The sequence below is a fragment of the Nonomuraea sp. NPDC049152 genome, assembly GCF_040648355.1.
Lineage (GTDB): Bacteria > Actinomycetota > Actinomycetes > Streptosporangiales > Streptosporangiaceae > Nonomuraea.
Genome location: NZ_JBEZDO010000051.1, coordinates 17,411 through 42,499 on the forward strand (window position 1 = coordinate 17,411; position 25,089 = coordinate 42,499).

A 25,089-nucleotide genomic window follows, 5' to 3' on the forward strand; every position below is an offset into this window, starting at 1 on the left:
GTTGCACTAGTCGCAACAGGAGATCTTTTGGTCTTGTGTTCGACGCCGGTTGCCTTCAGCACTTACAGTTCCGCTATGAGCAACGACTCGAGCAGCGGGGGCGTGCAGTCGGTCGATCGGGCCATCAGCGTGCTGGAGATACTCTCGCGCCGAGGTGAGGCCGGAGTGAGCGAAGTGGCCGCCGAGATCGACGTCCACAAGTCGACGGCCTTCAGGCTGCTCGGCGCCCTTGAGGCGCGCGGCCTCGTCGAGCAGGCCGAGGACAGGGGCAAGTACCGCCTCGGATTCGGCATCATCCGGCTGGCCGGCGGGGTCAGCACGCAGATGGACATCACCCAGCGCGGGCGGGCCGTCTGCCAGCGGCTGGCCCAGGAGATCGGCGAGACGGTCAACATCGCCGTGCTCCGCTCCTCCTACGCGGTCAACCTCGACCAGGTCAGAGGTCCCTCGGCGGTCACCGCCTACAACTGGGTCGGCCAGGTGACCCCGCTCCACGCCACCTCCAGCGGCAAGGTGCTGCTGGCCTACCTGGAGGACAGGCAGCGCGCCAGGCTGCTGGCCGACGGCGAGCTGAAGAGCTTCACGCCCAGGACGATCACCGGGATCGACGCGCTGGAGCAACAGCTGGCCCAGACGCGCGCGGCCGGCTACGCCTTCTGCCTGGAGGAGCTGGAGGAGGGGCTCAACGCCATGGCCGCGCCCATCCGCTCCTACCACGGAGAGGTGGTCGCGGCCGTCAGCGCGTCGGGGCCCGCCTACCGGTTCAGCGACGAGCGCATGCACGAGCTGGCCCCCGTCCTGATGAGCGGCGCCGACGAGATCAGCCGTCGCCTCGGGTACGCGGGCTAGCCCTGGCCAGCCGTACGACCACGCTCTTGGAGGTCGGGGTGTTGGACGTCTCGGCCACCGAGTCCAGCGGCACCAGCACGTTGGTCTCGGGGAAGTAGGCCGCGCAGCAGCCGCGGGCCGTCGGGTAGGCGATCACCCTGAACCCTTCGGCCCTGCGCTCGCCGTCCGGCCACTCGCTGATCAGGTCCACCAGGTCGCCGTCGGCGAGGTCGCGCTCGGCCAGGTCGCCGGGATGGACGAAGACGACCCTGCGCCCCGCCTTGACCCCTCGATAGCGGTCGTCGAGTCCGTAGATCGTGGTGTTGTACTGGTCGTGGCTCCTGACCGTCTGCAGCAGCAGCCGGCCCTGCGGGACCCGCAGCACCTCCAGCTCGTTGACGGTGAAGTTGGCCTTCCCCGTCGCGGTCGGGAACCTGCGCTCGTCCCTGGGCGCGTTGGGCAGCGCGAAGCCCGCGAGCGCGCGTGCGTTGAAGTCCTCGAAGCCGGGGATCACCCGCGACACCCTGTCCCTGATCGCGCCGTAGTCGCGCTCGAAGTCCGTCCACGGCACGTGCGGGTCCTCGCCGAAGAGCGCGCCGGCCAGCCGGCAGACGATGGCCACCTCGGACAGCAGCTCCGCAGAGGCGGGCCTGAGCCTGCCGTGGGAGGCGTGGACCAGGCCCATCGAGTCCTCGACGGTCACGTACCCGGCCGCGTCGCGCTCGGTACGGCCGAGCGTCGGCAGGATGAGCGCCTCCCTGCCGCACACCGCGTGGGAGCGGTTCAGCTTGGTGGAGACCTGCACGGTCAGCCTCGTACGGCGCAGCGCCGCCTCGGTGACGTCGCTGTCGGGTGTGGCCCTGACGAAGTTGCCGCCCATCCCGACGAACACCTTGGCCGACCCGTCGCGCATGGCGCGGATCGCCTCCACGGTGTCGAGGCCGTGATGCCTGGGCGGCGAGAAGCCGAACTCCTTGCCCAGCGCGTCGAGAAACGCCTGCGCCGGCTTCTCGTAGATGCCCATGGTCCTGTCGCCCTGGACGTTGGAGTGCCCGCGCACGGGGCACACGCCTGCGCCGCTCCTGCCGACGTTGCCGCGCAGCAGCAGGAAGTTGACCACTTCCCTGATCGTGGCCACGGAGTTGCGGTGCTGTGTCAGCCCCATCGCCCAGCACACCACGACCGACCCCGCCGCGCGCACGTCCTCGGCCGTCGCCTCCAGCTCGGCCATGGTCAGGCCGGTGGCCTCCAGCACCTGGTCCCAGTCGAGCCCGCGCAGGCGCCGCTCCCACTCCTCGAACCCGTGCGTGTGCCGCTCGATGAACTCCTCGTCCGCCGAGTCGAGCAGCAGCAGGGACAGGGCCTGGAACAGCGCCATGTCGCCGTTGAGGCGGATCTGCAGGAAGCGGTCGGCCAGCGAGGTGCCCTTGCCGAGACCCGACGGCTTCTGCGGGTTCTTGAAGCGCAGCAGGCCGGCCTCGGGCAGCGGGTTGACCGCGACGATCCGCGCCCCTCCGCGCTTGGCGCGCTCCAGCGCCGTCAGCATGCGGGGGTGGTTGGTGCCGGGATTCTGGCCCACGACGAAGATCAGCTCGGCCCTGTGCAGGTCCTCCAGCGACACCGTGCCCTTGCCGATGCCGAGCGTCTCGTTGAGCGCGGAGCCGCTCGACTCGTGGCACATGTTGGAGCAGTCGGGCAGGTTGTTGGTGCCGAAGCGGCGCACGAGCAGCTGGTAGGCGAAGGCGGCCTCGTTGGAGGTGCGTCCTGAGGTGTAGAACACCGCCTCGTCGGGGCCGTCGAGAGCGCGCAGCTCCCTGGCGATGATCTCGAACGCGGCGTCCCATGCGATCGGCACGTAGTGGTCGGAGCCCGCGGGTTTGTGCATCGGCTCGGTGAGCCTGCCCTGCTGGCCGAGCCAGTGGTCGCTGCGGACGGCCAGCTCGTCCACCGGGTGGGCGGCGAAGAACTCCCGCCCGACCCTTCGCGTGGTGGCCTCCTCCGCGACGGCCTTGGCGCCGTTCTCACAGAACTCGGCGGGGCTGCGGTGCTCGCCCTCGGGCCAGGCGCAGCCCGGGCAGTCGAAGCCGCGCTTCTGGTTGACCTGGAGCAGGGTCAGCGCGGTGCGGCCCACCCCCATCTGGCGGTAGGCCGTCTCCATCGCATGCGCAACGGCGGGCAGCCCGCCCGCCCAGTCCTTGGGCGGGCGGACGCGCATGCCCTCGTCGCCGACGTCGTCGTGCGGCGCCTTTCGAACCACTGTCAGCCGATCCTGTTCTGTACCCATTCGTGGAAGGCGCCGATGTGGTGCTCGCTCGGCACGAGCACGCCTCCCTTGGCGTACGTGCGCGAGCCCATCGCGGGCTGGCAGCGCTCGCACGCCTCGAAGTCCTGCTCGTTGACGCGGTGGAAGAGCTCGACGGACTTGTCCAGGTCCTTTCCGCTCGCCACCACATCGGGAAGATAGAGCCAGTCACACTCGACGACGGTCCTGTCGACCGCCAATGGAAACATACGGTGCACGATGACGTGATCGGGCACCAGATTGATGAAGACCTGGGGCTTGATCGTGATGGCGTAGTAGCGCCTGTCCTGGTCCTCGCTCACACCGGGGATGCGGTCGAGTCCCTCGGAGCCGTCCACGGTGAAGCCCTGGATCTCCTCGCCGAACTCCGCGCCGTGCCCGACGAAGTACTGCGCCGCGTAACCGTCGGCGAACTCGGGCAGCACCTCGGTCAGCTCGGGGTGGATCGTGGCGCAGTGATAGCACTCCATGAAGTTCTCGATGATGAGCTTCCAGTTGGCCTTCACGTCGTACACGATCCTACGGCCGACCTCCAGCCCGGCCACGTCGTAGTTGTCGATCAGGTCGAGGGCGCCGAGCCGCTCGGTCACGGCGCCGAGCACGTCCTCCTCGAAGGAGGGAGGCTCATCGGCCAGGCATACCCACACATAGCCGAGCCACTCCCGGACGTGCACCTTGACCAGGCCGTACTCGACACGGTCGAGATCGGCCATCTTCGTGAGGTTGGGGGCGGCGATCAGCTTGCCCTCGAAGTCGTAGGTCCACGCGTGGTACATGCACTGGAAGGCCCGTGCGACCTCGCCGGACTCCTCGGTGCGCAGCTGCGCGCCACGGTGCCTGCAGACGTTGTAGAAGGCGCGCACCGACTTGTCGCGCGCCCTGGTGATCAGGATGTTCTCGCCGCCGACCTGGACCGTCTTGAACGAGCCGGGCTTGGGCAGGTCGGACGAGCGCACCGCGCAGAACCACATCGCCTCGAAGATGTTCTTCTGCTCCCGCGCGAACAGCTCCTCATCGGTGTAGTAGTGGCCGGGCAGGGTGGGGATCACGCTGGAGGTGGTGGCGGGGCTTGAGGTGGTCACGGGAGTACTCCTCTTGTACGGGCCGGGTCAGTGTCCTCGGCGGATCCAGTCCTCGAGCTGTGGAGCCTCGGCTCCGATGCTGGTGTCGTCGCCGTGGCCGGTGTGGACCACCGTCTCGGCCGGCAAGGTGAGCAGCGTTCGGCTGATCGACGAGATGATCGTCGGAAAGTCGCTGAACGACCTGCCCGTCGCCCCGGGACCGCCCTGGAAGAGCGTGTCGCCGGAGAACAGGACGCCCAGCTCGGGCACGTACAGGCAGACCGCGCCCGGAGCGTGCCCTGGGGTGTGAAGAACATGGACGGCGCTGTCGCCGATCCTGATGAGCTGCCCGTTCGCCAGCGCCCTGTCGGGAGCCGCGACCGGGTGCGTGAGCTTCCACAGCACCGAGTCGTCAGGGTGCAGGAAGACCGGCGCGCCGGTGCGCGCGGCCAGCTGGGGAGCGGAGTTCACGTGGTCGTCGTGGGCGTGCGTGCACACGATGCCCACGAGCCTGCGGTCGCCGACGGCCGCGGCGATCGCGTCGGCGTCGTGGGCCGCGTCGATGACCAGCACCTGGTCGTCGTCGCCGAGGAGCCACACGTTGTTGTCGACGTCCCAGGTCTGGCCGTCCAGGCTGAACGTCCCCGAGGTGACCAGGCGCTCGACGCGCATCACAGCACCACCACCGAGCGCAGCACGTCGCCGTGGTGCATCTTGGCGAAGGCGTCCTCCACCTGGTCGAGGCCGATGGTCTCGGTGACGAAGGCGTCCAGGTCGAAGCGGCCCTGCAGGTAGAGCGAGATCAGCATGGGGAAGTCGCGGCTGGGCAGGCAGTCGCCGTACCAGCTCGACTTCAGCGCGCCGCCGCGGCCGAAGACGTCGAGGAGGGGCAGGTCGAGGGTCATCTCCGGGGTCGGCACGCCCACGAGGACGGCGGTCCCCGCCAGGTCGCGGGCGTAGAACGCCTGCTTGAAGGTCTCGGGACGGCCCACCGCGTCGATCACCACGCCGGCGCCGAACCCGCCGGTGAGCTCCCTGACGGCCTCGACGGGGTCGTTCTCCTTGGCGTTGACCGTGTGCGTCGCGCCGAAGTCGCGCGCCCACGCGAGCTTGCGGTCGTCCACGTCCACCGCGATGATCGTGGTGGCCCCTACCAGGCGCGCCCCCGCGATGGCCGCGTTGCCCACGCCGCCGCAGCCGATCACCGCGACCGAGTCGCCCCGGCTGACCGCGCCGGTGTTCACCGCGGCGCCGAGACCCGCCATCACGCCGCAGCCGAGCAGCCCCGCCGCTGCGGGGGAGGCCGCGGGGTCGACCTTGGTGCACTGCCCGGCCGCCACCAGCGTCTTCTCGGCGAACGCGCCGATCCCGAGCGCGGGGCTGAGCGGGGTGCCGTCCTTCAGCGTCATCTTCTGCACGGCGTTGTGGGTGGCGAAGCAGTACTGCGGGCGGCCCCGCAGGCAGGCGCGACACGAGCCGCAGACCGCACGCCAGTTGAGGATGACGAAGTCGCCAGGGGCGACGTCTGTGACATCGGGGCCGACGGCCTCCACCACTCCGGCGGCCTCGTGGCCGAGCAGGAAGGGGAAGTCGTCGCTGATGCCGCCCTCGCGGTAGTGCAGGTCGGTGTGGCAGACGCCGCACGCCTGCACCTTCACCAGCGCCTCGCCGGGTCCGGGGTCGGGGACCAGGATCGTCTCCAGGCTGACCGGCTTGCCCTTGCCCGTCGCGACCACGCCGCGTACTTCATGAGCCATGATTCTGATTCACTCCTGTGTCAGCCGGCCTGGACCGGCGCGGTCTCCAAATGGCGGCGCCAGCGGGTGAACAGCCTGACCTGGTTGACTCCCAGCACCGCGACAGGACGGTCGCCCTGCCGGTAGACGGCGAGGAAGCTGTGGTCGGCGGGGTCACCCTCCTCCACGGTCACCGAGTCGGCGTGCCTGGCCTGCCCGATGAACTGGATCTTGATGTCGAACTGGTCGGACCAGAAATAGGCGGGGCGCGCGGGCTCCGGGCGGGCGGTGCCGCCCGACAGCAGCGTCGCCGCCGCGACGGTCGCCCGCTGCCTGGCGCCCGTCCAGTGCTCGATCCTGTGGTGGCCGCCCTGCGCGGGATCGAACCAGGCCGCGCAGTCGCCCACAGCGACGACGCCGGTGACGTTGGTGCCGCCGCCCTCGTCGCAGACCACGCCGTTGCCGAGCTCGACGCCGCTTCCCTCCAGCCACGCGATGTTGGGGGTCGCGCCGATCCCGACGACGACGACGTCGGCGGGCAGGTGTGTGCCGTCGGCCAGCCGTACGCCGTCCACCCGTCCCGTTCCCGTCAGCTCCGCGACGTACATCCCGCGCACCAGGCGCACGCCTCGCCGCTCGTGCAGCGTGGCGATCGCCTCCGCCATCGAGTGGCCGAGGACGCCGGCCAGCGGCGCGGTCCCCGACTCCACGAGGGTGACGTCGAGGCCGAGGTCTCTCGCGGTCGCGGCCACCTCGGCGCCGATGAAGCCGCCGCCGATCACGACCATCCGCTTGGAGCTCTCCAGGTCGCCGCGGAGGCCACGGGCGTCGTCCAGCGTGCGCAGCGTGTGGACGCCCGACAGCCCTCGTGAGCCCCGTAGTTCGCGGGCGGAGGCGCCGGTGGCGATCACGATGCCGTCGGCTCTGATCGAGGTGCCGTCGCTCAGCGTGACGCTGCGGGCGACGGGGTCGAGCGCGGTCGCGGCCACGCCGAGCCGCCACTCGACGTCGAGCTCCTCGCCTTCGCCCTCCAGGGCGAGATCGGCCTCACCGATCGCGCCCTTGAGGAAGTCCTTGGACAGCGGGGGCCGGTCGTAGGGGCGGTGCGGCTCGTCGCCTACCAGGACGAGCCTGCCCGCGTAGCCCTGGCTGCGCAGGGCCCTGGCGGTCAGGAGTCCGGCGAGCGAGGCGCCGACGACGCAGACGGTGTTCACGCCTGCCCCTTGAGCGTGACCCCTGGGGGCAGGTTCGGCTCCTCGTCGGAGGGCACGACGTAGATGACGTCGTCCTCGACGACCACCTGGTGGGTGCGGACGGGACGCTTGGCCGGAGGGGCGTCGACCTGGCCGGTACGCAGATCGAACCGCGAGGCGTGCAGCGGGCATTCGATCTCGCACCCCTCGAGCCAGCCGTCGGCCAACGAGGCATCCTGGTGCGTGCAGGTGTCGTCGATGGCCAGGAGCTCGCCGTCCTCGGTATGGAAGACGGCGATGGGCGGATCGGCTTCCACACGGAAGGCCTCACCCCGCGGCAGTGATGCAAGTGGGCACGCTGGGATCATCGTGTCACACCTCGGTTTCGCAAAGAGAAACATCTCGCGCTATACGCAACAGGGTGCGGGTGTGGAATGCGGATGTCAAGACCGGTTTTGTGCAAGAGGTCCTTCTTTGCATGGTCTGGCGGGGGCGCCGCCCGGAGTCCCAGGCGTCCGGCCGCGCCCCACAGCCGCTCGGCTGCGCCGGTCACGTGGCCGGAGTCCAGGCCGAAGCGCGGAGCCGCCTTGCGCCACAGCCGGTCGACGGGCCGCCGACACCTTCCCGTAGGCTTAATCGGAATCGGAATCCGCTTAACCTTTAATCGTCCCATCCGCAGAAAGGGCACCACATGATTCTCGTAACCGGCGCGACCGGGAAGGTCGGCCGCAACGTCGTCGGCGAACTCCTGCGAGCGGGCGCCAGGGTGCGTGCCGTCTCCCGCTCCCCCGAGCGAGCGGGGCTGCCCGCCGAGGTGGAGGTCGTGCGCGGCGACCTCGCGGCTCCGCCGCCGCTGGACGGCGTGGAAAAGATCTTCCTGTTCCCCGGCGAGACCGACCTGCGCCCGTTCGCCGACGCGGCTCGCGCGGCGGGTGTGCGGCACGTCGCCCTGCTGTCCTCCTCCGTCCCCGGCTACGACCGGCCGAACCCGATCAGCGACGCCCACCTCGCCCACGAGCACGCCGTCGCGGAGGCGGGGCTGCCCTACACGTTCGTACGGCCGGGCGGCTTCATGGCCAACGACCTGACCTGGGCCGAAACCATCAGGGCCGAGAACGTGGTGCGCAGCCCGTACGGCGACGCGGGAACCGCGCTCATCGACGAGCGCGACATCGCCGCCGTCATCGTGGGCGCCCTGCTCGACGACGCCCACATCGGGCAGGCGTACACGCTCACCGGCCCTCAGTCCTTGACCGTCAAGCAGCGCGTCGACATCCTCGGCCAGGCGCTCGGTCGCGAGCTGCGATTCGAGCACCAGTCACCCGAGGCGTTCGCGATAGACATGGCGGGCTTCGCCAAACCCGAGTTCGTGGACGCGATGCTCGACTTCGGCGCGTTCTTCGACGGCAAGGCGGGACCGGTCTTCCCCACGGTCGCGCAGGTGACGGGCAGGCCGGCGCACACCTACGCGCAGTGGGCCGCCCATCACGCCGCCGAGTTCCGCGCCTAGAATCGAGGCGGAATCCGATTCCGCACGAGCCGAGGGCACATGTCGCGCAAGCCACGCATCGACGCCGAACGCAACCGCAACCGCGTTCTCGAGGTCGCGCGCGACCTGTTCGCCGCGCACGGCGACGAGGTCCAGATGTCGGACGTGGCCAGGACGGCGGAGGTCGGCATCGGCACGATCTACCGCCACTTCCCCACGCGACAAGCCCTGGTGGAGGCGGCCGCCGAGCACAGGTTCGCCGAGATCCTCGCCTTCGCCTCCGACTCGTGCGCGGCCGATCCCGATCCCGTGCACGCGGTGGAGCGCCTGCTGGGCAATATCGGCGAGGTCCTGGCCAGGGATCGGGGCCTGTCGGGGGCGATCGAGTCGGCGATGGGCTCGACCGAGCCGCAGGGCGGGACCAGGGTCAGGTTCGAGAAGCTGGCGAAGACGCTCATCGAGCGATGCCACGCCGAAGGCGCCGTCAGGCGGGACGCCGCCGCAGGCGACCTCTACATGATCGTCTGCGGGCTCGCGGCCGTGATCCGCACGGGCAGCGGGGACTGGCGCCGCTTCACCCGCCTCGCACTGGACGGGCTGGTGACCCGGGAGAGCCGTTGACTCCACCTCGCGCCAGCGCGCACCTGCCCGGCCGGTGGCCCAGGCTCCGGCCGTACTCTCAGAACATCTCGTCCAGCAGGCGGTAGTAGTCGAGCCGCCGCCGGTCGACCTCCTCCGGCCCGTAGGCCGCGAGGAAGTCGCCCACGGCCGACTCGCCGAAGTCCTCGCTCAGTTCTCGCAGGACGACGGCCAGGTCCAGATGCCGGTCGGCGACGCCGAGCCCGCCCACGTCGATCAGCACGGGCTGTCCGGTGCGGGAGACGAGCACGTTGCCGGGGGTGTAGTCACCGTGCGCGACGACCAGGTCCTCCCGCGCGGGCCGCTCGGCGAGCAGGCGCTCGTAGACCTGCTCCGCGCTCAGATCCGCGTGGTCGTCGTCGAAGTCGTCCGCGTCGACCAGCCCGGCCCTCAACCGCTCCTCGGCGCGGGCCAGCCGTACCGGCAGCCTCTCGTCGAAGGGGCACTCCTCGATCGGTACGGCATGCAACTCGCGCAGCACCCCACCCATGACCGAGCCGATGTCGGCGGGCGCCCGGCGCTCCAGGCTGGGCCAGCCCACATCGGCCAGCACGAGCACGTCCTCGTCGAAGGCGACGATGTCGGGCACCGCCATCCAGTGCTTCAGCCAGCGCAGCCGCTCGTACTCCGCTTCGGCGGCAGGTCCGTGCTTGACGTAGAAGACACCCGCCGCGCTGGTCACGCGCAGCAGGTGCCCGCTCATACCCTCATGATCGTCGGACCAGACCGCGTCGTCGCCGAACAGGTCCAGAACTCGTTCAGAAAACCGCATACCGCGTGAGGATATGCGGTGATCTTCAGGACTTCCTCTGCAGCGCCTTCTCCAGCTGCTGCTTGGTCATCTGCGACCGGCCCTCGATGTGGGCGGCCTGGGCCCGCCGGTACAGCTCGGCCTTGGTCATGCCGCGTGCGGTACGGCCCGCGCCGCGACCGGTCGCCGTGCCGCCCGTCCGTCCGACGCGGCTGGCCCGGCCGCCCTCGGCCGCCGAGAGCGCCTCCAGTTCCTCCTGCCTGCGTTCGGCGAAGGCCGTGCCCAGCTTCCTCAGCCCCTGCTGCCCGACCTTCTTCGCCAGCATCGGGAGCAGCGTGCTCTCCTCCTCCTCGACGTGGTGGTTCACGGACTCGGCGAGCTCGGTCAGCGTCTGCTCGAACTCGGGGCTGCCCACGTCGGCCCGCTTCAGGGCGTCGAGCAGGATCTCCGCCTCCTTGTGCTCCTCGAGACCGTGGTGCGCCTCGAGGCCCGGGTAGACGCGATCCTCCTCCGCGCGCGCGTGCGCGGTGAGGAGGGCGTGCAGCTCGATCACGGTGGCCTTCTGGTCGCCCTTCTTGCTCTTCAGACGTTCGAAAAGGCTCTCGACCCTGCGGTGATCTGCGGTGATGAGTGTGATGACGTCTTCTGCCATGGTCGGGCGGCTACCCGGGTGGCCGGGGTTCAATCACGCGAGGGTGCGCACCACCGTGGTGAACAGGGCGGGCAGGCGGGCGGCCGCGGGAACGATGAGGCGGGCCGCGCTCGGCGTACGGGCGACGCCGAGCAGCGCCTCGGTGAGCAGGCGGTGGGTGCGGGAGAGCCGCCGCCACGCGCGCTCGTAGTCCTGAGGGCGGTCGGCGACCAGGCAGTCCACGAGCGCCTGCGCGGACAGGGCGGCCAGGCTGACGCCCTCGCCGGTGATCGCGTCGGTGTATCCCGCGGCGTCGCCGACGAGCAGGATCCGTCCCGCCACCCTGCTTCGCACGCGCTGCCGCAGCGGTCCCGCGCCGCGCACCGGCGTCGCGGCCGGTCCTGTGAGCCTGCGCAGGAGGCCGGGGAAGGCGGCCAGGTGCTCGTCGTAGAGGCGGCGTTCGGAGCTCAGGACCGCCACCCCCACCAGGTCGCCGCCCACCGGGGTCACGTACGCCTCCCCCGTTCCCGACCAGTGGACCTCGACGAAGTCGGACCAAGGCGCGACGTGATAGTGCCTGCGCAGGCCGTACCTGGCCGGCCTGGGGTCCCGCAGGCCCAGCCGCAGCCACGTGCGCAGCGGGGAGTGCAGCCCGTCGGCGGCCACCAGCCAGCGAGCTCTCATGCCGCCCGCCTCCACCCCGCGCGCGTCCTGGCGGGCTCGGGTGATCTTGCCGGTGATCACGGGGACGCCCAGCTCTGCGGCCCGCGCGGACAGGGCCGCGTGCAGCGAGGTACGGCGAACTCCGCAGCCGGGCGCGCGGCCGAAGCCGGCCCGCGCGCGGGTCGCCGCGTGGACGTAGTCGATCCCGCACAGCGGATGACCGCTGACCTCCACCCCCATCGCCCGCAGGGCGGTGACGCCGCCGGGCATGAGACCCTCGCCGCACGCCTTGTCGACGGGGGCCGCGCGCGGTTCGACGACCACGACGCTCATCCCGGCCAGCGCGGCGTGGATCGCGGTCGCCAGCCCCGCAGGGCCGCCGCCCGCCACGATGATGTCGATCACGTCGGGAGCGTGGCCAGGGCCGCGTTCTCGCAGCGGATCCGCACCCCCAGCAGGACGGCGTTGAGCACGGTGAAGACCAGCGCGGTGATCCAGGCGGTGTGCACGAGCGGGAGCGCCGCCCCCTCGACGACCACCGCCACGTAGTTGGGATGGCGCAGCCAGCCGAACCGGTACGGCCCTCCGCGCACCAGGGGCAGCCCCGGCACCACGATGACCTGGGTGTTCCAGCGCGGTCCCAGCGCCCGGATGCACCACCAGCGCAGCGCCTGGGCGGCCAGCACGAGGGCCAGCATCGGCCAGCCGAGCGCCGGGATGAAGGGCCTGCCGGCCACGTACACCTCCAGCAGGCACCCGGCGAGCAGGCCGATGTGGAGCGCCACCATCCACGGGTAGTGGCGCCGGCCGTAGACGAGCCCGCCGCGCTCCATGCTCCAGCGGGTGTTACGGCGTGCGACGACGAGCTCGGCGAGGCGTTCCACGCCCACGAGCAGTATGAGGATCGAATACCACGGCATCGGCGGCTACCAGCGCAGCAGGACGAGCTCGGAGCAGAATCCGGGGCCCATCGCGATGAGCAGCCCCGCGGTGCCGGGCTGCGGAGGACGGAGACGCAGCGTATCGCGCAGGACGTGCAGCACGGAGGCCGACGACAGATTGCCGCTGGCGGCCAGCGAGCGCCAGGTCAACTCCAGCGCGTGCGGCGGCAGGTCGAGCGCGTCGGCCACGGCGTCCAGCACCTTCGGGCCGCCCGGGTGGCACACCCACGCCGTCACCTCGTCCACCGACAGGCCGTGGTCGGACAGGAAGCCGTGCACGTCGTCGGCGAGATAGGCGCGCACGACGTCGGGCACGCCTGCGTCTAGCACCACGCCGAAGCCGCTGTCCCTGACCTCCCACCCCATGACCCGCTCGGAGTCCGGATACAGGTGGCCGCGCGTGGCGACCACGCTGGGCCCGCTCCCCTCACGTTCGGACCCGCAGGCCACCACGGCGGCGGCGCCGTCGCCGAACAGCGAGCTGGCCACCAGGCTGGCCGTGGACGCGTCGCCGCGCTGCAGCGTCAGCGAGCACAGCTCGACCGAGAGCAGCACGGCGACGTGGTCGGGCCAGCCGAGCAGGTAGTCGTGCAGCCTGGCGATCCCCGCCGCGCCCGCCACGCAGCCCAGTCCGAAGACGGGGATCCGCTTGATGTCGGGCCGCATCCCCAGGCGGCCCGCCACCCTGGCCTCCACCGAGGGCGCCGCGACGCCGGTGACCGAGGTGAACATGAAGAGGTCGACGTCGGCGGGCGAGAGTCCTGCCTCGTCCAGCGCCGCGCCGACCGCCTCGACGCCGAGCTCCACGGCGGTCGAGACGAACACGTCGTTGGCCGCGCCGAAGCCGTCGAGCTTGCCGTACTGGTCGAGCGGGAGGGCGAGGTGGCGCCGCTCGACCCTCGCGCTGGTGTGCAGCCGGTCCAGCAGGCGGCGGTCGGCGCCTTCGGGTAGGAACGTGCGGGCGGCCAGGTCGGTGAGTTCTCCCTGCGAATAACTGTTGGGGGGCAGCACGCCGTGGACGGCTGCGATCCAGGTCATCGATACCCCTCCGGTAGACGCTTCCCGGGAGGCTGCCCTGACCGGTGGCTACTATGCCCATGGGACGGCATGGATTCGGCTGCCATTGATCGGTTGGTGGGACAGGCAGTGAGCGCGGTGCGGGTGCTCGGGGGGCTGGCCGGTAGCTGTCATCCAGGGCCGACGGCCGCGGTCACCGTCCTGGTCACCGTGCTGGCCGTGGCGAGCGGGCGGGACGCGGCAGGGTGCGCGCTGGTCGCGGCGGCGGTCCTGACCGGGCAGCTGTCGATCGGCTGGTGCAACGACGCGGTCGACGCAGACCGTGACGCGGCCGCGGGGCGGGCCGACAAGCCGATCGTGACGGGAGTGGTGAGCACGCGAGCCGTGCGCGGCGCGGCGCTCGTCGCGCTGGCGCTCTGCGTGCCGCTGTCGCTGGCCTCGGGCTTGCCTGCGGGCTCCGCGCACCTGGCGGGCGTCGGGGCGGCGTGGGCCTACGACCTCGGGGTGAAGGCCACCGTCCTGTCCTGGCTGCCGTACGCCGTGGGCTTCGGCGTGCTGCCCGCCTTCGTGACGCTCGGACTGCCGGGACGGCCGTGGCCCGCGTGGTGGGCGGTCATGGCCGCCGCCCTGCTGGGTGTCGGCGCGCACCTGGCCAACGTGCTGCCCGACATCCAGGCCGACCTGGCGGCGGGCGTGCGCGGCCTGCCGCAGCGGCTCGGGCGCGTCCTCGTCTCCGCGCTGGTCCCGCTGCCGCTGCTGGCGGCGACGGCACTGCTGGCCTTCGGTCCGTACGGCGAGGCGGGCGCGGCCGCGTGGGGCGCGCTCCTCTCGGCGAGCGCCGTCGCCGCGGCGGGCCTGCTGCTGAGCGGTCGCGTGCCGAAGGCGCCCTTCGCCGCCGCGATCGTGGTGGCCGCGATCGACGTCGCCCTCCTGGTCGCCAACGGCGCCCGGCTAACCGCCTAGCCAGGGTCCCGCCGGCCGTCGCGACGCCCGCCCTGCGGCGGGTCACGGGTTGCCGCGCAGGCTTCCCATGAGCCAGCGGCTCACCACGGACCAGGCCAGCGGGATCGGTACGGTGCCCGCGCCCAGGCCCACCTCCACCAGCAGGTCGAACACCTCCGGCCGGCGCGCGGCCGTGGCGATCGCCGCGTCGATGAATCCGGGCGACTGCGCGGCGCGGGCGAGCACGTCGGTCGTGCGCAGATGCCGTCCGAGCGCGCGGCGCAGGCCGCGCCGGTAGGCGGCCAGCGGGTCGGCGGGCGCGGTGACGGCCGCCTCGCCCGCGAGCCTGCCCGACAGCAGGGCGTAGTAGATGCCCTCGCCGGTGAGCGGGTTGATGAGGCTGGCCGCGTCGCCCGCGAACATCACCCTGCCGACGCCTGGCCGAGGGCGGCCCGGCGACAGTGGCAGGTGGTGGGCGCGCAGGTCGCGGGCGGGCAGGTCGGGAAGCAGCTCGGCGAGCCTGCCGTACAGGACCCGCCTGCCCGGCAGGCCGGTCGCGCGCAACTTCGGCAGCAGCATGCCGAAGCCCACGTTGGCGGTGCCGTCGCCGATGGGGAAGGCCCACGCGTAGGCCGGCCAACCGGCCCGCTGCATGGCGATGAGCTGGGCGTCGTCGGCGTCGGGCAGGTCGGCGTAGCCGCGAACCGCGATCGCGGTGTGCCTGTCCGGCGTCGGTGGCACGCCGAGCAGGCGGCGCACCGTCGACTGGGCGCCGTCCGCCGCGACGACCGCGCGGGCGCGCACCTCCCCGTCGACGAGAACCTGGCCGTCGTGGGCGGCCAGCGAGCGGACGCGGTGACGGCGCACCTCGACCCCTCGGGCGCGGGCCGCCTCGACGAGGCGGGCGTCGAACACCAGGCGGGGCACCACGTGGTTGGGGCGGGCGACCGTGGCCGAGACGCGCACGCCGCCGGGCGAGACCACCGACAGGCGCTGCGTCGGGCGGTAGTCGGCGATGAGGTCGGGCAGGCCGAGCAGGGCCAGCTCGTCCCTGCCGTGCGCGGCGATGCCGTCTCCGCACGCCTTGTCGCGGGGGAAGTCGTCCCTGTCGAGCAGCAGGACGCGCGCGTCGGGATCGAGTTGCTTGGCGCGCAGGGCGGCCGCCGAGCCCGCGGGCCCGCCGCCGACGACCACCAAGTCCCAGACGGTTGTCATCCAGGACACCTGCCACGCCGCGGTCCCGGCGAAACCCCTGCGCGCGCGACGATCACCGGCCTCCGGCCGACCGCCTCGGCCGCCCGCGTTCGGCGAACGGGACCGCCGGCGCTCAGCCGTCCGTCGAGGTGACGGCGAGGGCGTGGAGCAGGTGGCGCAGGTGGGGGCTCGGCGGTCCAGGCTTGATGGCGAGCGAGGTGACGAGCGCGGGTCCGGCCAGCGGCCGCAGGGCCACCATGGGAAAGGTGGGCAGCCCCGACACCTCGTAGAAGACCGTCCACGACGGCGGGCCGGCCGCGATCGAGACGAGGGTCTCCTGGAAGTCGGTGAACGGCGGGCCGAGGCGTGGTTCGACGCCCACGGCGCGGAACGCGTCCATGATCAGGTCATGGAACGGCGGGTTGTTCTCGCGCGGCGCGAGCCGTACCGGCAGGTCGGCCAGTTGCTCAAGGCGCATCGTCGGCTCGGCCGCCAGCCGGTGGTCGGCGGGCAGCGCCACATACAGCGGGTCGGTCCACGCGGGCAGCAGTTCCAGCTCGGGAGCGGCGGGCATGGCCCGCACGAGCGCGGCGTCCAGCTCGCCCGAGCGCACGGCCGCCAGCCGGTCGGCCAGGCCCAGGCGCCGCAGTCTGACCTGGAGCTGGGGCGCCACGGCGGCCAGCTCGCTCAGCATGCGATAGATCCGGTCGCCCGGCGCGTTCACCGCGCCCAGCCGCAGTACGCCGTCGTCGCCCGACCTGACGTCGGCGGCCACCCTGACCGCCCTGTCCGCCGCCGCCAGCACGGCGCGGGCCTCGGGCAGCAGCCGCTCGCCCGCGGCCGACAGGCGCACGTGCCGGGTCGAGCGGTCGAACAGCGTCACGCCCAGCTCGCGTTCCAGCCGGCGGATCTGCTGGCTGACCGCCGACTGGACGATGTGTAGCCGCTCGGCGGCGCGGCTGAACCCGCTCTCCTCGGCCACGGCCACGAAGTACTGCAGTTGCCGGAGTTCCATCGCCCTCCCCCATTCATCACGATCGCTGATTTCTGGAGGCGACAACTGCTTCTGGTTCGCCGCTTCTTCCCGGATTCGAATGGAATCCGATCTTTGGAGGAGCTGACATGTCGCATTCCCTTGCCGAGCCCGCCACACGCGGGCAGATCGGCACGCTCTCGACCGCGCTGCGGCTGGGAGCGCTGTTCGGACCCTCGGTCTTCGGGGTCACCGCCGCGGGCGTCGCCCTGCCCGAGGTCGCGGCCGCCTTGCGGTCCGGGCCCGCGGCCGTGGCCTGGGTGATCACCGCGCACGCGCTCGCGCTCGGCATCGGCACCGCCGTGTTCGGCAGGCTCGCCGACACGCGGGGCGTCAGGACCGCGCTGCTGGCGGGCGCGACCGTGCTGGGCATCGGCGCGTTCGTCTGCGTCATGGCCCCCGACCTCGGCGTCCTGGTCGCGGGCCGGCTCGTGCTGGCCGCGGGCTCGGGCGCGATGGCCGCGGGAGGGGTGGCCCTGCTGGCGGGCGTGGAGCCGGAGCGGCGGCCCAGGGTGCTCGCGGGCTACGGCATGGTCATGGCGACGTTCGCGGCAGGGGCGACGCTGGTCGGCGGGGTGGTGACGACGTGGTTGAGCTGGCGGGTCACGCTCGTGCTTCCCGTGCTGTCGCTGCCCGCCGTACCTGCCTGCCTGCCGCTGGTACGGCGGGCGGGCTCCAGGGGGCCGCTCGACGTGACAGGCGCCACCCTCCTCACGGTGACGGCGAGCACGCTGCTGGTGCTCATCCAGGGGCGGAGCCTGCGGCTGGAAGCGCCGGTCGTGGTCGCGCTGGCCGTCGTCATGCTCGCCGCCGCCGCGACCCTGGTGTGGTGGACCCGCGGCCGGCCCGAGGGCTTCCTCCCGCATGCGGTGATCGCCTCCGGCCCGTTCTGGGTGGCTGTCGCCATCGGGGTGGGCGTCTTCGGCGGGCTGTTCGCCACCATGTACGCGGTTCCGCAGATCCTGACCGGCGCCCACGGCTGGAGCGTGCTGACCGTCGGCGCCGCGCTGCTGCCGGGCGCCGCGGTGGGCGCGGTGCTCTCCCGCAAGGCGGGGCTGCTCGACGCGGCCAAGGCCCGCGGTCTGCTGGTCGGCACGACGCTTGCCGCCGCCAGCGCGCTGGCCGCGGCGGCGACGGGCGCGGCGGGCGGGTGGCTGCTCGCGGTCGCCGCCTCGCTGTCGCTGGCCGCGTTCGCGGTCACGCAGGTCGTGCTGACCGGTGAGATGTCGGCCAGGCTGGCGCCTCAGGTCCGCGGGATGGGAATGGGGCTGCTGAACCTCGCCTTCTTCGTCGGCGGCGCGGCGGGTTCGGCGCTGACCGGCGCGCTGTCCGCGCCGATGGGGCTGGTAAGGACGCTGGCCGTGGTCGCGCTCTTCCCGCTGGCCGCCGCCGCGGTCGCCTTCGCGACCCGGCGCTAGACCTCTGCCGTGTGGCCTTCCTCATGCGGACCATCGACCGCTGAGGGTGTGGTCACGGCGCGGTCAGCGCCACCATGACCGCCCAGCCGATGTAGGCGGCGTTGACCACCAGCCGCGCCGCGACGCCGATCGGCCGGTCCAGCAGCCGGGGCCGATCGGGACGCGCGTGCCGCAGCGCGTCGAGATGCGAGGCGAGGTAGGCGGTGATGAGCGCGGCGGCGGCCCATCCTCCCGCCGCCCTGCCGCCCGGCACGACGAGCACCACGCCCACGACGATCTCCGCCACCCCGCTGCCTGCGACGGCCGGTCCGGCCCAGGGGAACCAGGCGGGGACCAGGGTGCGGAAGTAGGCGGGGAACACGAAGTGCGAGGTCCCCACGACGACCAGGAAGAGCGCCAGTGCGATGGCGGCGATATCGTGCATGACGCGATGCTCACCCCCGCGGCCGCACGGGCGCTTGAACAGAACGATCGCCGGCTGGTGATCGCCTCCGACGGGCTGACCGTGTTCGCGGAGGACGGCCCCGCGAGCGTGGCCCGTCATCTGCATCCCGCGTGGAAGGTGGTCCTGCCGGACCGGGGGCACGCCGAGGCGGGGCGGCTGTCGGCGGCGGGGCTGCTCGTGCCGCCCCAGCTCGTTCACACCGCCGCCGTCTCCTCCGCCTACACGGCGCTGTTCGTCGACCCATGGCTGCTGCCGCGATCCGGGCAGGAGGTGACGGCGCTGGACGCGCGTGCCGTACGGCGGGTGCGGGCCGCGCTGGCCTCCGGCGCAGACGCGGCCATGGCCGAGCTCGTCACGCTCGTGGGAGCGGGCCCTCCTCTGGACCCGAGGGTGGCCCACGCGCTGAGCAGGGCTGCCGACCTGGCGTCTCTCGGCTCCATCGCCGGCGAGGTCGGATTGTCGGCACCCCGGCTGCGCGCCCTGGTCCGCGTGTCCGTCGGGATCCCCCTCGTCCGGCTGCGGCAGTGGGCGCGGCTGCGGACGGCGGTCGCCCACCTCGGCCGCGCGTCGGTGGCCTCGGCCGCGGCCACGGCGGGATTCGCCGACCAGGCCCACCTCACCCGCACCTCCCGCACCCTCCTGGGCCGCACCCCGGTATCACTCCAAGCGCTCAACCGGTCTTGACTCGCTCCCGATCGAGCGCGCCTTGTCGTCGAAGACGAGCCTGCCTCCGCGCAGCCCCCCGCTCGCTCTTCAGCAGCGTATGGACCAGTGAGTGCCTTCTGGAGCCCTCTTCGGTTTGGATTCTCGACGTGAACGGCGCGCCACCAGCGGGGGCGAAAAGGACACCGGACACGTTTCCCAAATCGGCTGAAATAGAGCCGGTCGTACAATTCGGGCATTTCATCAGTGCCGGGGCGATGATCGTCGAGCCGGGCATGAAGGGCCGGATCCGGCGCGCGACCAGCGCGGCGAGTCGCCGCCGCTAATTCTTCATATATGGCCGTTTCGTCCATTCGGAAGGGGGTCGCTATTTCTTATTGAATAGCGATTCTTGTAGATCTGATGGCGCAAGAGCGCTGCTGATGCGACAGCACAAAGGGTAGATCCAGGACGATCCAGGCCCGTCACTCTTTCGGCCTGCCCGATTCGAAACGGAAAGAAATGACGACAGACATTACCCTTTCACGTGCCGAGATCCGCCGGCTGACGCTGGCCACCCTGTTCGCGGGGACCCTCGTGCTGCCCACCTCCCACGCGGGGGCCGCCACGAACGCGGCGGAGGCCGCCCTCCCCGGCGCGCACGCCTCGGCGCTCTCCTGGAAGACACCGGTGGCGGAACCGCACTGCTGCTCACCCAGCAGACCGTGCAAGTGTCCTCCTGGACCGCGCGGACCTCAGGGCCCGAGGGGGCCCAAGGGCGACACCGGCCCCAGGGGGCCGAAGGGGATGCAGGGCGACCGAGGCCCTACCGGTCCGACCGGCCCCACCGGCCCGACCAGTCCTGGGGGCTCCACCGGTCCGACCGGCCCGTCCGGCCCGTCCGGCCCGTCCGGCCCGAGCGGTCCTACCGGCCCGACCGGTCCCACCGGACCGGCGGGGGGCGCGGCCGGCAGCGTCGACAGCACGTTCCATGGCGGCCTCAAGTTCGTCGCCATCGCGCCAGGCAACGGCAGCACGCTGGTCCGTGACCCGCGCACCACTCCCACATGGAACAGCCTGGGGACCGTGCCCAGCTACCCGGGGAACGTGACCGCCGTTTCGCTGGCGGACCAGGGCAGCGACCTCCACGTCACCGTGCGCACCGCCGAAGGGGAGGTCTGGCAGACGTCCTGCAAGCTCGAGCCCACGCCCGGCACGGGCGGCAACCTGGCATGGCCCGGCAACTGCTCGACCTTCGTCGAGCTGACCCCCCCGATCTAGCGGGGAGGCCACCAGAGCGGGCCGCGCGGCCGGACGCGCGGCTCGCCCCTTCACGTCGGCGAGCGTCGGTCCAGATCACCTTGCGCAGGAAGTAGACGACCGCGCCGACGTCGGCGAACTCCATCCGCAGCCGCTCCATGCGCACGTCGACGAGTTCGAGTCCGGCGGCGACGGCGCTCTCCACGTCGGGATGGCGCCTGCCCCGTCCGCCGGGCTGGTCGCGCCCGAGTCGCCTTGACAACATTTGCCGGATAGCCCTGTAATGACCTTCATGTCGCGTGCCACCGGCCCGGAGGACGGCGGTGGCATGGAGGCGCCGTATCAGGGGGATGATGTCGTGACTTCTCAGTCCACGGGACGCGGCTGACCGCGTAGCGCTCTCGCGCGCCCTTCCCCACCTCGCCGTATCCGGCGATCCTTCCCACGTCGACGTGCCGAAGCGGCGACGCTTCATGCCCGAGCGGGCATCCCTCATTCTTTCCCATGATCTCTTCCACACCTGGAGCAGACCCCAAGCATGACCAATGACTTCAACCAGCCGATCATCGACGAGTTCCGCGCCAACGCCGGCCAGGTCGGCATGTTCGACGGAGCGAGACTGCTCCTGCTGACGACCAAGGGGGCCAGGACGGGCGCCAGCCGTACGACGCCTCTCGGCTACCTGCCCGACGGCGACAGGCTGCTGGTCATCGCCTCCGCCATGGGGGCGCCCGCCCACCCTGCGTGGTACCACAACCTGCTCGCCCACCCCCGCGTCACCGTCGAGGACGGGGCCTTCACCTACGACGCCGACGCGGTGGTGCTGGAGGGCGAGGAGCGGGACCGGCTGTTCGCTCGCGCGGTGGAGGCGGACCCGGGATGGGCCGCGTACCAGGCCAGGACGAGCAGAGTCATTCCCGTCGTCGCGCTCCACCCCATCCACAGCGGCCCGCCCACCGGCCCCATGGGCGATGCGCTCAAGACGATCCACGGCGCCTTCCGCAGGGAGCTCGCGCTGATCCGCAAGGAGATCGCGGCGTCGGGGCCTGGGCTCGGGGCGCAGCTGCGCGTCAACTGCCTGACCCTGTGCCAGGGGCTGCATCACCATCACTCCAACGAGGACGGCAGGATGTTCCCCTCGCTGGAGGAGCGTCACCCCGAGCTCGCCCCCGCCATGAAGCGGCTGCGGGACGAGCACGAGGTGGTCGCTCAGCTGCTGGCCAGGCTGCAGGCCCTGCTCGCGGGCGACGAGCTCGACCACGACGCGCTCGTCGCCGAGGTGGACCTGCTCACCGCGGAGCTCGAGGCCCACCTGGACTACGAGGAGGAGCAGCTGGTCCCGATCCTGAACGGCTTCGGCCGCTGAACCGGCAGGCCGCTTCCGAACCGTCGGAAGCGGCCTGGCCCGGTCAGCCGGCGGACCTCAGGGGGCGGAAGAACTCCCGCAGCTCTCTCGCGACCTGCTCGGGCTCCTCGTGCGCCATGAAGTGGCCCCCGCGCTGAGGGACGCTCCAGTGGCGCAGGTCGGCGTACAGGCGCTCGGCGAGGCTCCTGGGGAAGTTCGCGAACGCGGGCTCATGGCTCAGCGTGACCGCGGCGGGCACGCCGATCCTGGGGACCGGCCGGTTGTTGGCGTAGTCGTAGTACTGACGGAAGGACGAGCCGATGGTGCCGGTCGCCCAGTAGAGGGTCGCCACCGTCAGGATCGTGTCCTTGTCCCAGCTCTTCTCCAGGTCGCCGCCGCAGTCGCTCCAGTCGCGGTACTTGTCGACGATCCAGGCCACCAGGCCGGCGGGAGAGTCCATGAGGGCGGCGGCGATCGTGTCCGGCCTGGTGCACATGATCTCGCTGTAGCCCTGGTCGGTGACGTCGTACGCGTCGAGGGCGTCGAGGAACGCCTTCTCCTCCGCGGTCGGCGGGCTCTCCTCGAAGTCGGTCGTCACCACCGCGGAGGTGATGTGGACGCCGGCGACCTCGCCGGGGTAGAGGGCGCCGAGCCACTGCGTCACCCCGCCCCCGATGTCGCCGCCGAAGGCACCGAAGCGCGGGTAGCCGAGGGTCTCCGTCATGAGCGCGTGCCAGGTCTCCGCGACGCCCCTGCGGGTGAAGAGACCGCGCGGCAGGTCGGAGAACAGGAAGCCGGGCAGCGAGGGGATGACCACGTCGAACGCGTCAGCCGGGTCGCCGCCGTGGGCGGCGGGGTCGGCCAGCAGCCGTGAGACGCGCAGCATCTCCACGAAGCTGCTCGGCCAGCCGTGTGTCAGCACCAGCGGCAGCGGCTCGGGCGCGCCTTCGGCCCGCCTGCCGCGGACGTGCACGAAGTGCACGCGCCGGCCGTCGACGTCCGCGACGTAGTGGGGGAAGTTGTTGAGCGCCGTCTCGACGGCGCGCCAGTCGAAGCCGTCGGCCCAGTAGGAGACGAGCTCGCGCAGGTAGCCGGGGTCGACGCCGGCGGCCCAGTAGGCCTCGTCCGACGCGGTCGTGTACAGGGTGCGGGCCAGGCGGGCACGCAGGTCGGTCAGGACGTCATCGGAAACGGTGATCTGAAAAGGCTTGACTGCCATGGTTCCTTCGTTCAGAAGTGCTCGACATGGGCACTCCTGGGCGCAGCTCAGACAGGCAAAGCTCCCAGGAGGGCCCGGACAGGACGGAACATGGTCATCGGGCTCACCTCCTCGTATCGCGTGACGGGCCCGACTATACAGGGATACGGCCGGGCCCGCATGATCGGAATCAAGCGCTACACGACGACGAGGTCGAGCTCGAGCAGATCGGCGAGGGCGCGCAGGTCCGCGACGCGGTGCCCGGTCCCCAGCGCCCAGTGGTGCGAGATGCCCGTCGCGCTCCACGCGTCCGTCCACTCGCCGGGGTCACGGCCGAAGTCCACCCTGGACGTGGTGTTGCCGATCTTCAGGTGCGGGCCGTCGACCGTCGTGCCCTCGGCGGCGACGAACCCGAACCGGCCGTCGCGCCGCTGGAGCAGGCCGAAGGCGGTCACGGGGCCGTGCGTGACGTCGAACTCCACCGACACGCCCCAGCCGCGCTTGCCGTGGTAGACGTCAAGGCCGCGCAGCAGCGGCCGGCGTGAGCTGATCGCCAGGTGCGCGGGGCCGTCGTGCCCCATCTCCACGTGGCCGCGCAGGAAGTCCAGCGCCTGGAGCTCGGTGAACGACCCTCCCGCGCCGAGCCTGTCCATGATCAGCATGGCCAGTGAGGTGCGCAGCTCGTACTCGCCCGCGGCGGGCACGCCGCGCGCGGTCAGCAGGGAGGCGCCCAGGATCATCCCCGCGCCCAGCCGCTCGTGGATCTCCCCCTCCAGGCCGCGGTGGTAGTAGGCGAGGCTGTCCAGCCCGAAGTCGGACACCAGGCGGTCCAGCCCGACCGAGACCCGCGCGGCCCAGCCGAAGTCCTCGCCGGAGACGGAGGCGTCCACGTCGAAGACGTCCGCGACCTCGCGCGTCCTGGCCGCCACCTCGGCGTCGGTGACCTTGTCCACGCGCACCCGCAGGTCGTCGAACTCGAGCACCTCCACGTGCCCTCCGAAGTTGGCGGGCACCAGCGTCAGGTCGGTGGAGACGTCCAGCATGCCGGGGTAGAGGTGCCCCATCAGCCCGTGCCTGCCGTGGCGCAGCGCCGCGCGCACGCCCGCCGCCCTCACCCAGCGCTCGATGCGCGCCCACGCGCGCTCGTCCTCCAGGTAGCCCGACACCGAGCGGAACGGGATGCCCGCGCGGGTGAACGTGTTGGCCATCTCCGGCAGCGGGCAGGCGCCGCAGTAGGCCAGCCACTGCCCCGTGTCGAAGGTGTTGTGGTCCATCGCCTCGGTGGGCTGCAGGTTGATCAGCAGGACGGGCGCGCCGCTGCGCTGGGCCACGGGAAGCAGCATCGTGGCGGTCATGTAGGTGGTGAGGAAGCCCACGATCAGGTCGCATCCGGCCGCGCGCAGGCGCTCGGCGGCGGCGGCGCCCTCCTGCGCGTCGGAGATGAACCCGACGTCGACGACCTCGCAGCCGAACCCGTTCATCCGTTCGGAGACGCGCGCGGCCGAACGCTTCAGCTGGGGCAGCAGGTCGGGGAACTGGGGCCAGTAGGCGCCAAGGCCGCCCGCGACGAGTCCGACTCTCATAAGGGTTCCTCCAGGGGGTGGACGGTGAGGGTGACCGGCCCGAACCGGCCGGTCACCCGCTGACCGGGGAAGACGAAGTGGGTGGGGCTGACGGCGTCGAGGTTGGGCGCGAGGGTGCCCCAGCACCAGGATCTCGATCGTGTTCTCTCCTGGGGTCAGGCTCAGGTCGAAGGTGTACGGCGCGCAGATCGCGGCGTCCAGCTCTCGGCTCTCGGCGGCCAGTACCACGCGACGCACGACTCCTTCCTCGGCGTGGCCTACGTCGACGTGGTGGAGGCCATGAGCACCGACCTGGTCGTGGTGTCGACCTCGGCGATCTCCGACCGCTACGCCTTCCATGAGGAGCAGGAGATCGTGCTGGTGAAGAGGGCGATGATGGGCGCGGCCGCGCGCCGCATCCTCGCCGTCGACCACACCAAGCTCGAACGGGTGGCGCTGCACAGGGTGGCCCCGCTCGACGACTTCGACGTCATCGTGGTCGACTCGCGCACGCCCGAGGAGGCCATGCGGCGGCTGCGCGAAAGCCACCACACCGTCGAAGTGGCCACGATGTGAAGGGATGTCGTCAATTTAACAGATCTTGTTAAAACGATCGCATCCTTGCTGGAAAGTGTGGGCTCCCGCATCACCGAAGTGGAGGTCTTCCAGTAACGATCAGGCCGGCCCGGTGTTGAACGCGGCTGGAATGGGCTCTGGCTCACTTTTGATGATCAGTGACGCAGGGTGAGTCAGGCGGAGGATCCGGGGCAGCGTACGGTGCGTCGCGATCTTGTAACTA

General features: G+C 71.6%; 25 protein-coding genes and 1 pseudogene. 9 read left to right on the forward strand and 17 right to left on the reverse strand.

Annotated elements, in window-relative coordinates; genetic code table 11:
- The first annotated feature begins 75 nt into the window (after positions 1-75).
- On the forward strand, positions 76-849 hold the full coding sequence (locus tag AB0B45_RS48465; RefSeq protein WP_358145325.1) for an IclR family transcriptional regulator: 774 nt from the start codon (positions 76-78) through the stop codon (positions 847-849).
- On the opposite strand, the gene AB0B45_RS48470 is transcribed toward AB0B45_RS48465, so the two are convergent.
- The 6 genes from AB0B45_RS48470 to AB0B45_RS48495 are packed head-to-tail and all read right to left on the reverse strand — an operon-like array spanning position 821 to position 7,521.
- Positions 821-3,043 (reverse strand): FdhF/YdeP family oxidoreductase, encoded by a 2,223-nt coding sequence (locus AB0B45_RS48470; protein ID WP_358145380.1) that lies wholly within the window; start codon positions 3,041-3,043, stop codon positions 821-823. The two genes, AB0B45_RS48465 and AB0B45_RS48470, sit on opposite strands and share 29 nt — an antisense overlap.
- A 44-nt stretch (positions 3,044-3,087) precedes the next feature.
- On the reverse strand, positions 3,088-4,212 hold the full coding sequence (locus tag AB0B45_RS48475) for an aromatic ring-hydroxylating dioxygenase subunit alpha (protein ID WP_358145327.1): 1,125 nt from the start codon (positions 4,210-4,212) through the stop codon (positions 3,088-3,090).
- Positions 4,213-4,239: 27 nt separating this feature from the next.
- Positions 4,240-4,863: an MBL fold metallo-hydrolase gene (locus AB0B45_RS48480; protein WP_358145329.1), complete on the reverse strand. Its 624-nt coding sequence runs from the start codon at positions 4,861-4,863 to the stop codon at positions 4,240-4,242.
- Positions 4,863-5,948, reverse strand: coding sequence for an S-(hydroxymethyl)mycothiol dehydrogenase (locus tag AB0B45_RS48485; RefSeq protein ID WP_358145332.1), 1,086 nt, complete (start codon positions 5,946-5,948; stop codon positions 4,863-4,865). Before AB0B45_RS48485 ends, AB0B45_RS48480 begins: the two co-directional genes overlap by 1 nt.
- A 20-nt stretch (positions 5,949-5,968) precedes the next feature.
- On the reverse strand, positions 5,969-7,141 hold the full coding sequence (locus tag AB0B45_RS48490) for an FAD-dependent oxidoreductase (protein WP_358145334.1): 1,173 nt from the start codon (positions 7,139-7,141) through the stop codon (positions 5,969-5,971).
- A complete protein-coding gene (locus AB0B45_RS48495; protein WP_358145336.1) occupies positions 7,138-7,521 on the reverse strand; it encodes a bifunctional 3-phenylpropionate/cinnamic acid dioxygenase ferredoxin subunit in 384 nt (127 codons plus the stop codon). The genes AB0B45_RS48490 and AB0B45_RS48495 overlap by 4 nt, the downstream gene beginning before the upstream one ends.
- A 290-nt stretch (positions 7,522-7,811) precedes the next feature.
- On the opposite strand from AB0B45_RS48495, the gene AB0B45_RS48500 reads away from it, so the two are divergent.
- Positions 7,812-8,630 (forward strand): NAD(P)H-binding protein, encoded by an 819-nt coding sequence (locus AB0B45_RS48500; protein WP_358145338.1) that lies wholly within the window; start codon positions 7,812-7,814, stop codon positions 8,628-8,630.
- Between the two features lie 39 nt (positions 8,631-8,669).
- Positions 8,670-9,230 carry a helix-turn-helix domain-containing protein gene (locus tag AB0B45_RS48505; protein WP_358145340.1) on the forward strand — a complete coding sequence of 187 codons (561 nt, stop codon included), beginning with the start codon at positions 8,670-8,672 and terminating at the stop codon, positions 9,228-9,230.
- A 58-nt stretch (positions 9,231-9,288) separates the two neighbouring features.
- Here the strand turns inward: AB0B45_RS48505 and AB0B45_RS48510 are convergent, their stop codons facing one another.
- The 5 genes from AB0B45_RS48510 to AB0B45_RS48530 are packed head-to-tail and all read right to left on the reverse strand — an operon-like array spanning position 9,289 to position 13,272.
- A complete protein-coding gene (locus tag AB0B45_RS48510) occupies positions 9,289-10,020 on the reverse strand; it encodes an APH(3') family aminoglycoside O-phosphotransferase (protein ID WP_358145342.1) in 732 nt (243 codons plus the stop codon).
- A 25-nt stretch (positions 10,021-10,045) separates the two neighbouring features.
- On the reverse strand, positions 10,046-10,651 hold the full coding sequence (locus tag AB0B45_RS48515) for a hemerythrin domain-containing protein (protein ID WP_358145344.1): 606 nt from the start codon (positions 10,649-10,651) through the stop codon (positions 10,046-10,048).
- Between the two features lie 33 nt (positions 10,652-10,684).
- On the reverse strand, positions 10,685-11,698 hold the full coding sequence (locus tag AB0B45_RS48520) for an NAD(P)/FAD-dependent oxidoreductase (RefSeq protein WP_358145346.1): 1,014 nt from the start codon (positions 11,696-11,698) through the stop codon (positions 10,685-10,687).
- Positions 11,695-12,183, reverse strand: a complete 489-nt coding sequence (locus AB0B45_RS48525) for an isoprenylcysteine carboxylmethyltransferase family protein (protein ID WP_358145349.1) — start codon at positions 12,181-12,183, stop codon at positions 11,695-11,697. The genes AB0B45_RS48520 and AB0B45_RS48525 overlap by 4 nt, the downstream gene beginning before the upstream one ends.
- 36 nt (positions 12,184-12,219) lie before the next feature.
- Positions 12,220-13,272, reverse strand: a complete 1,053-nt coding sequence (locus AB0B45_RS48530; protein ID WP_358145351.1) for a 3-oxoacyl-[acyl-carrier-protein] synthase III C-terminal domain-containing protein — start codon at positions 13,270-13,272, stop codon at positions 12,220-12,222.
- Positions 13,273-13,368: 96 nt separating this feature from the next.
- On the opposite strand from AB0B45_RS48530, the gene AB0B45_RS48535 reads away from it, so the two are divergent.
- The gene (locus AB0B45_RS48535) at positions 13,369-14,214 is read left to right on the forward strand and encodes a UbiA family prenyltransferase (RefSeq protein ID WP_358145353.1); all 846 of its coding nucleotides are present in this window, start codon (positions 13,369-13,371) and stop codon (positions 14,212-14,214) included.
- A 42-nt stretch (positions 14,215-14,256) separates the two neighbouring features.
- On the opposite strand, the gene AB0B45_RS48540 is transcribed toward AB0B45_RS48535, so the two are convergent.
- Entirely contained in the window at positions 14,257-15,408 is a 1,152-nt protein-coding gene (locus AB0B45_RS48540) for an NAD(P)/FAD-dependent oxidoreductase (RefSeq protein ID WP_358145355.1), read from the reverse strand.
- A 112-nt stretch (positions 15,409-15,520) separates the two neighbouring features.
- Positions 15,521-16,402 carry a LysR family transcriptional regulator gene (locus tag AB0B45_RS48545; RefSeq protein WP_358145357.1) on the reverse strand — a complete coding sequence of 294 codons (882 nt, stop codon included), beginning with the start codon at positions 16,400-16,402 and terminating at the stop codon, positions 15,521-15,523.
- A 107-nt stretch (positions 16,403-16,509) separates the two neighbouring features.
- Between AB0B45_RS48545 and AB0B45_RS48550 the strand changes: the two genes are divergently transcribed.
- Entirely contained in the window at positions 16,510-17,838 is a 1,329-nt protein-coding gene (locus AB0B45_RS48550; protein ID WP_358145360.1) for an MFS transporter, read from the forward strand.
- Between the two features lie 52 nt (positions 17,839-17,890).
- Here AB0B45_RS48550 and AB0B45_RS48555 read toward each other — a convergent pair whose 3' ends face one another.
- Entirely contained in the window at positions 17,891-18,262 is a 372-nt protein-coding gene (locus tag AB0B45_RS48555) for a MauE/DoxX family redox-associated membrane protein (protein ID WP_358145362.1), read from the reverse strand.
- Positions 18,263-18,268: 6 nt separating this feature from the next.
- On the opposite strand from AB0B45_RS48555, the gene AB0B45_RS48560 reads away from it, so the two are divergent.
- Positions 18,269-18,967 (forward strand): helix-turn-helix domain-containing protein, encoded by a 699-nt coding sequence (locus AB0B45_RS48560; RefSeq protein ID WP_358145364.1) that lies wholly within the window; start codon positions 18,269-18,271, stop codon positions 18,965-18,967.
- Positions 18,968-19,447: 480 nt separating this feature from the next.
- On the forward strand, positions 19,448-20,206 hold the full coding sequence (locus AB0B45_RS48565; RefSeq protein WP_358145366.1) for a hypothetical protein: 759 nt from the start codon (positions 19,448-19,450) through the stop codon (positions 20,204-20,206).
- Between the two features lie 70 nt (positions 20,207-20,276).
- Here AB0B45_RS48565 and AB0B45_RS48570 read toward each other — a convergent pair.
- Positions 20,277-20,387, reverse strand: a pseudogene (locus AB0B45_RS48570) (SAM-dependent methyltransferase); the annotation flags it as partial.
- Positions 20,388-20,723: 336 nt separating this feature from the next.
- Here AB0B45_RS48570 and AB0B45_RS48575 point away from each other — a divergent pair.
- Positions 20,724-21,551, forward strand: coding sequence for a nitroreductase/quinone reductase family protein (locus tag AB0B45_RS48575; protein WP_358145369.1), 828 nt, complete (start codon positions 20,724-20,726; stop codon positions 21,549-21,551).
- A gap of 43 nt (positions 21,552-21,594) precedes the next feature.
- On the opposite strand, the gene AB0B45_RS48580 is transcribed toward AB0B45_RS48575, so the two are convergent.
- Together AB0B45_RS48580 and AB0B45_RS48585 are read right to left on the reverse strand one after the other, a co-directional pair.
- Positions 21,595-22,749 (reverse strand): epoxide hydrolase family protein, encoded by a 1,155-nt coding sequence (locus AB0B45_RS48580; RefSeq protein WP_358145371.1) that lies wholly within the window; start codon positions 22,747-22,749, stop codon positions 21,595-21,597.
- Positions 22,750-22,925: 176 nt separating this feature from the next.
- A complete protein-coding gene (locus tag AB0B45_RS48585) occupies positions 22,926-24,311 on the reverse strand; it encodes an L-fucose/L-arabinose isomerase family protein (RefSeq protein ID WP_358145373.1) in 1,386 nt (461 codons plus the stop codon).
- A 114-nt stretch (positions 24,312-24,425) separates the two neighbouring features.
- Here AB0B45_RS48585 and AB0B45_RS48590 point away from each other — a divergent pair, with 114 nt between their 5' ends.
- Complete coding sequence (locus AB0B45_RS48590) at positions 24,426-24,866, forward strand: hypothetical protein (protein ID WP_358145375.1); 441 nt, start codon at positions 24,426-24,428, stop codon at positions 24,864-24,866.
- Positions 24,867-25,089 lie beyond the last annotated feature (223 nt).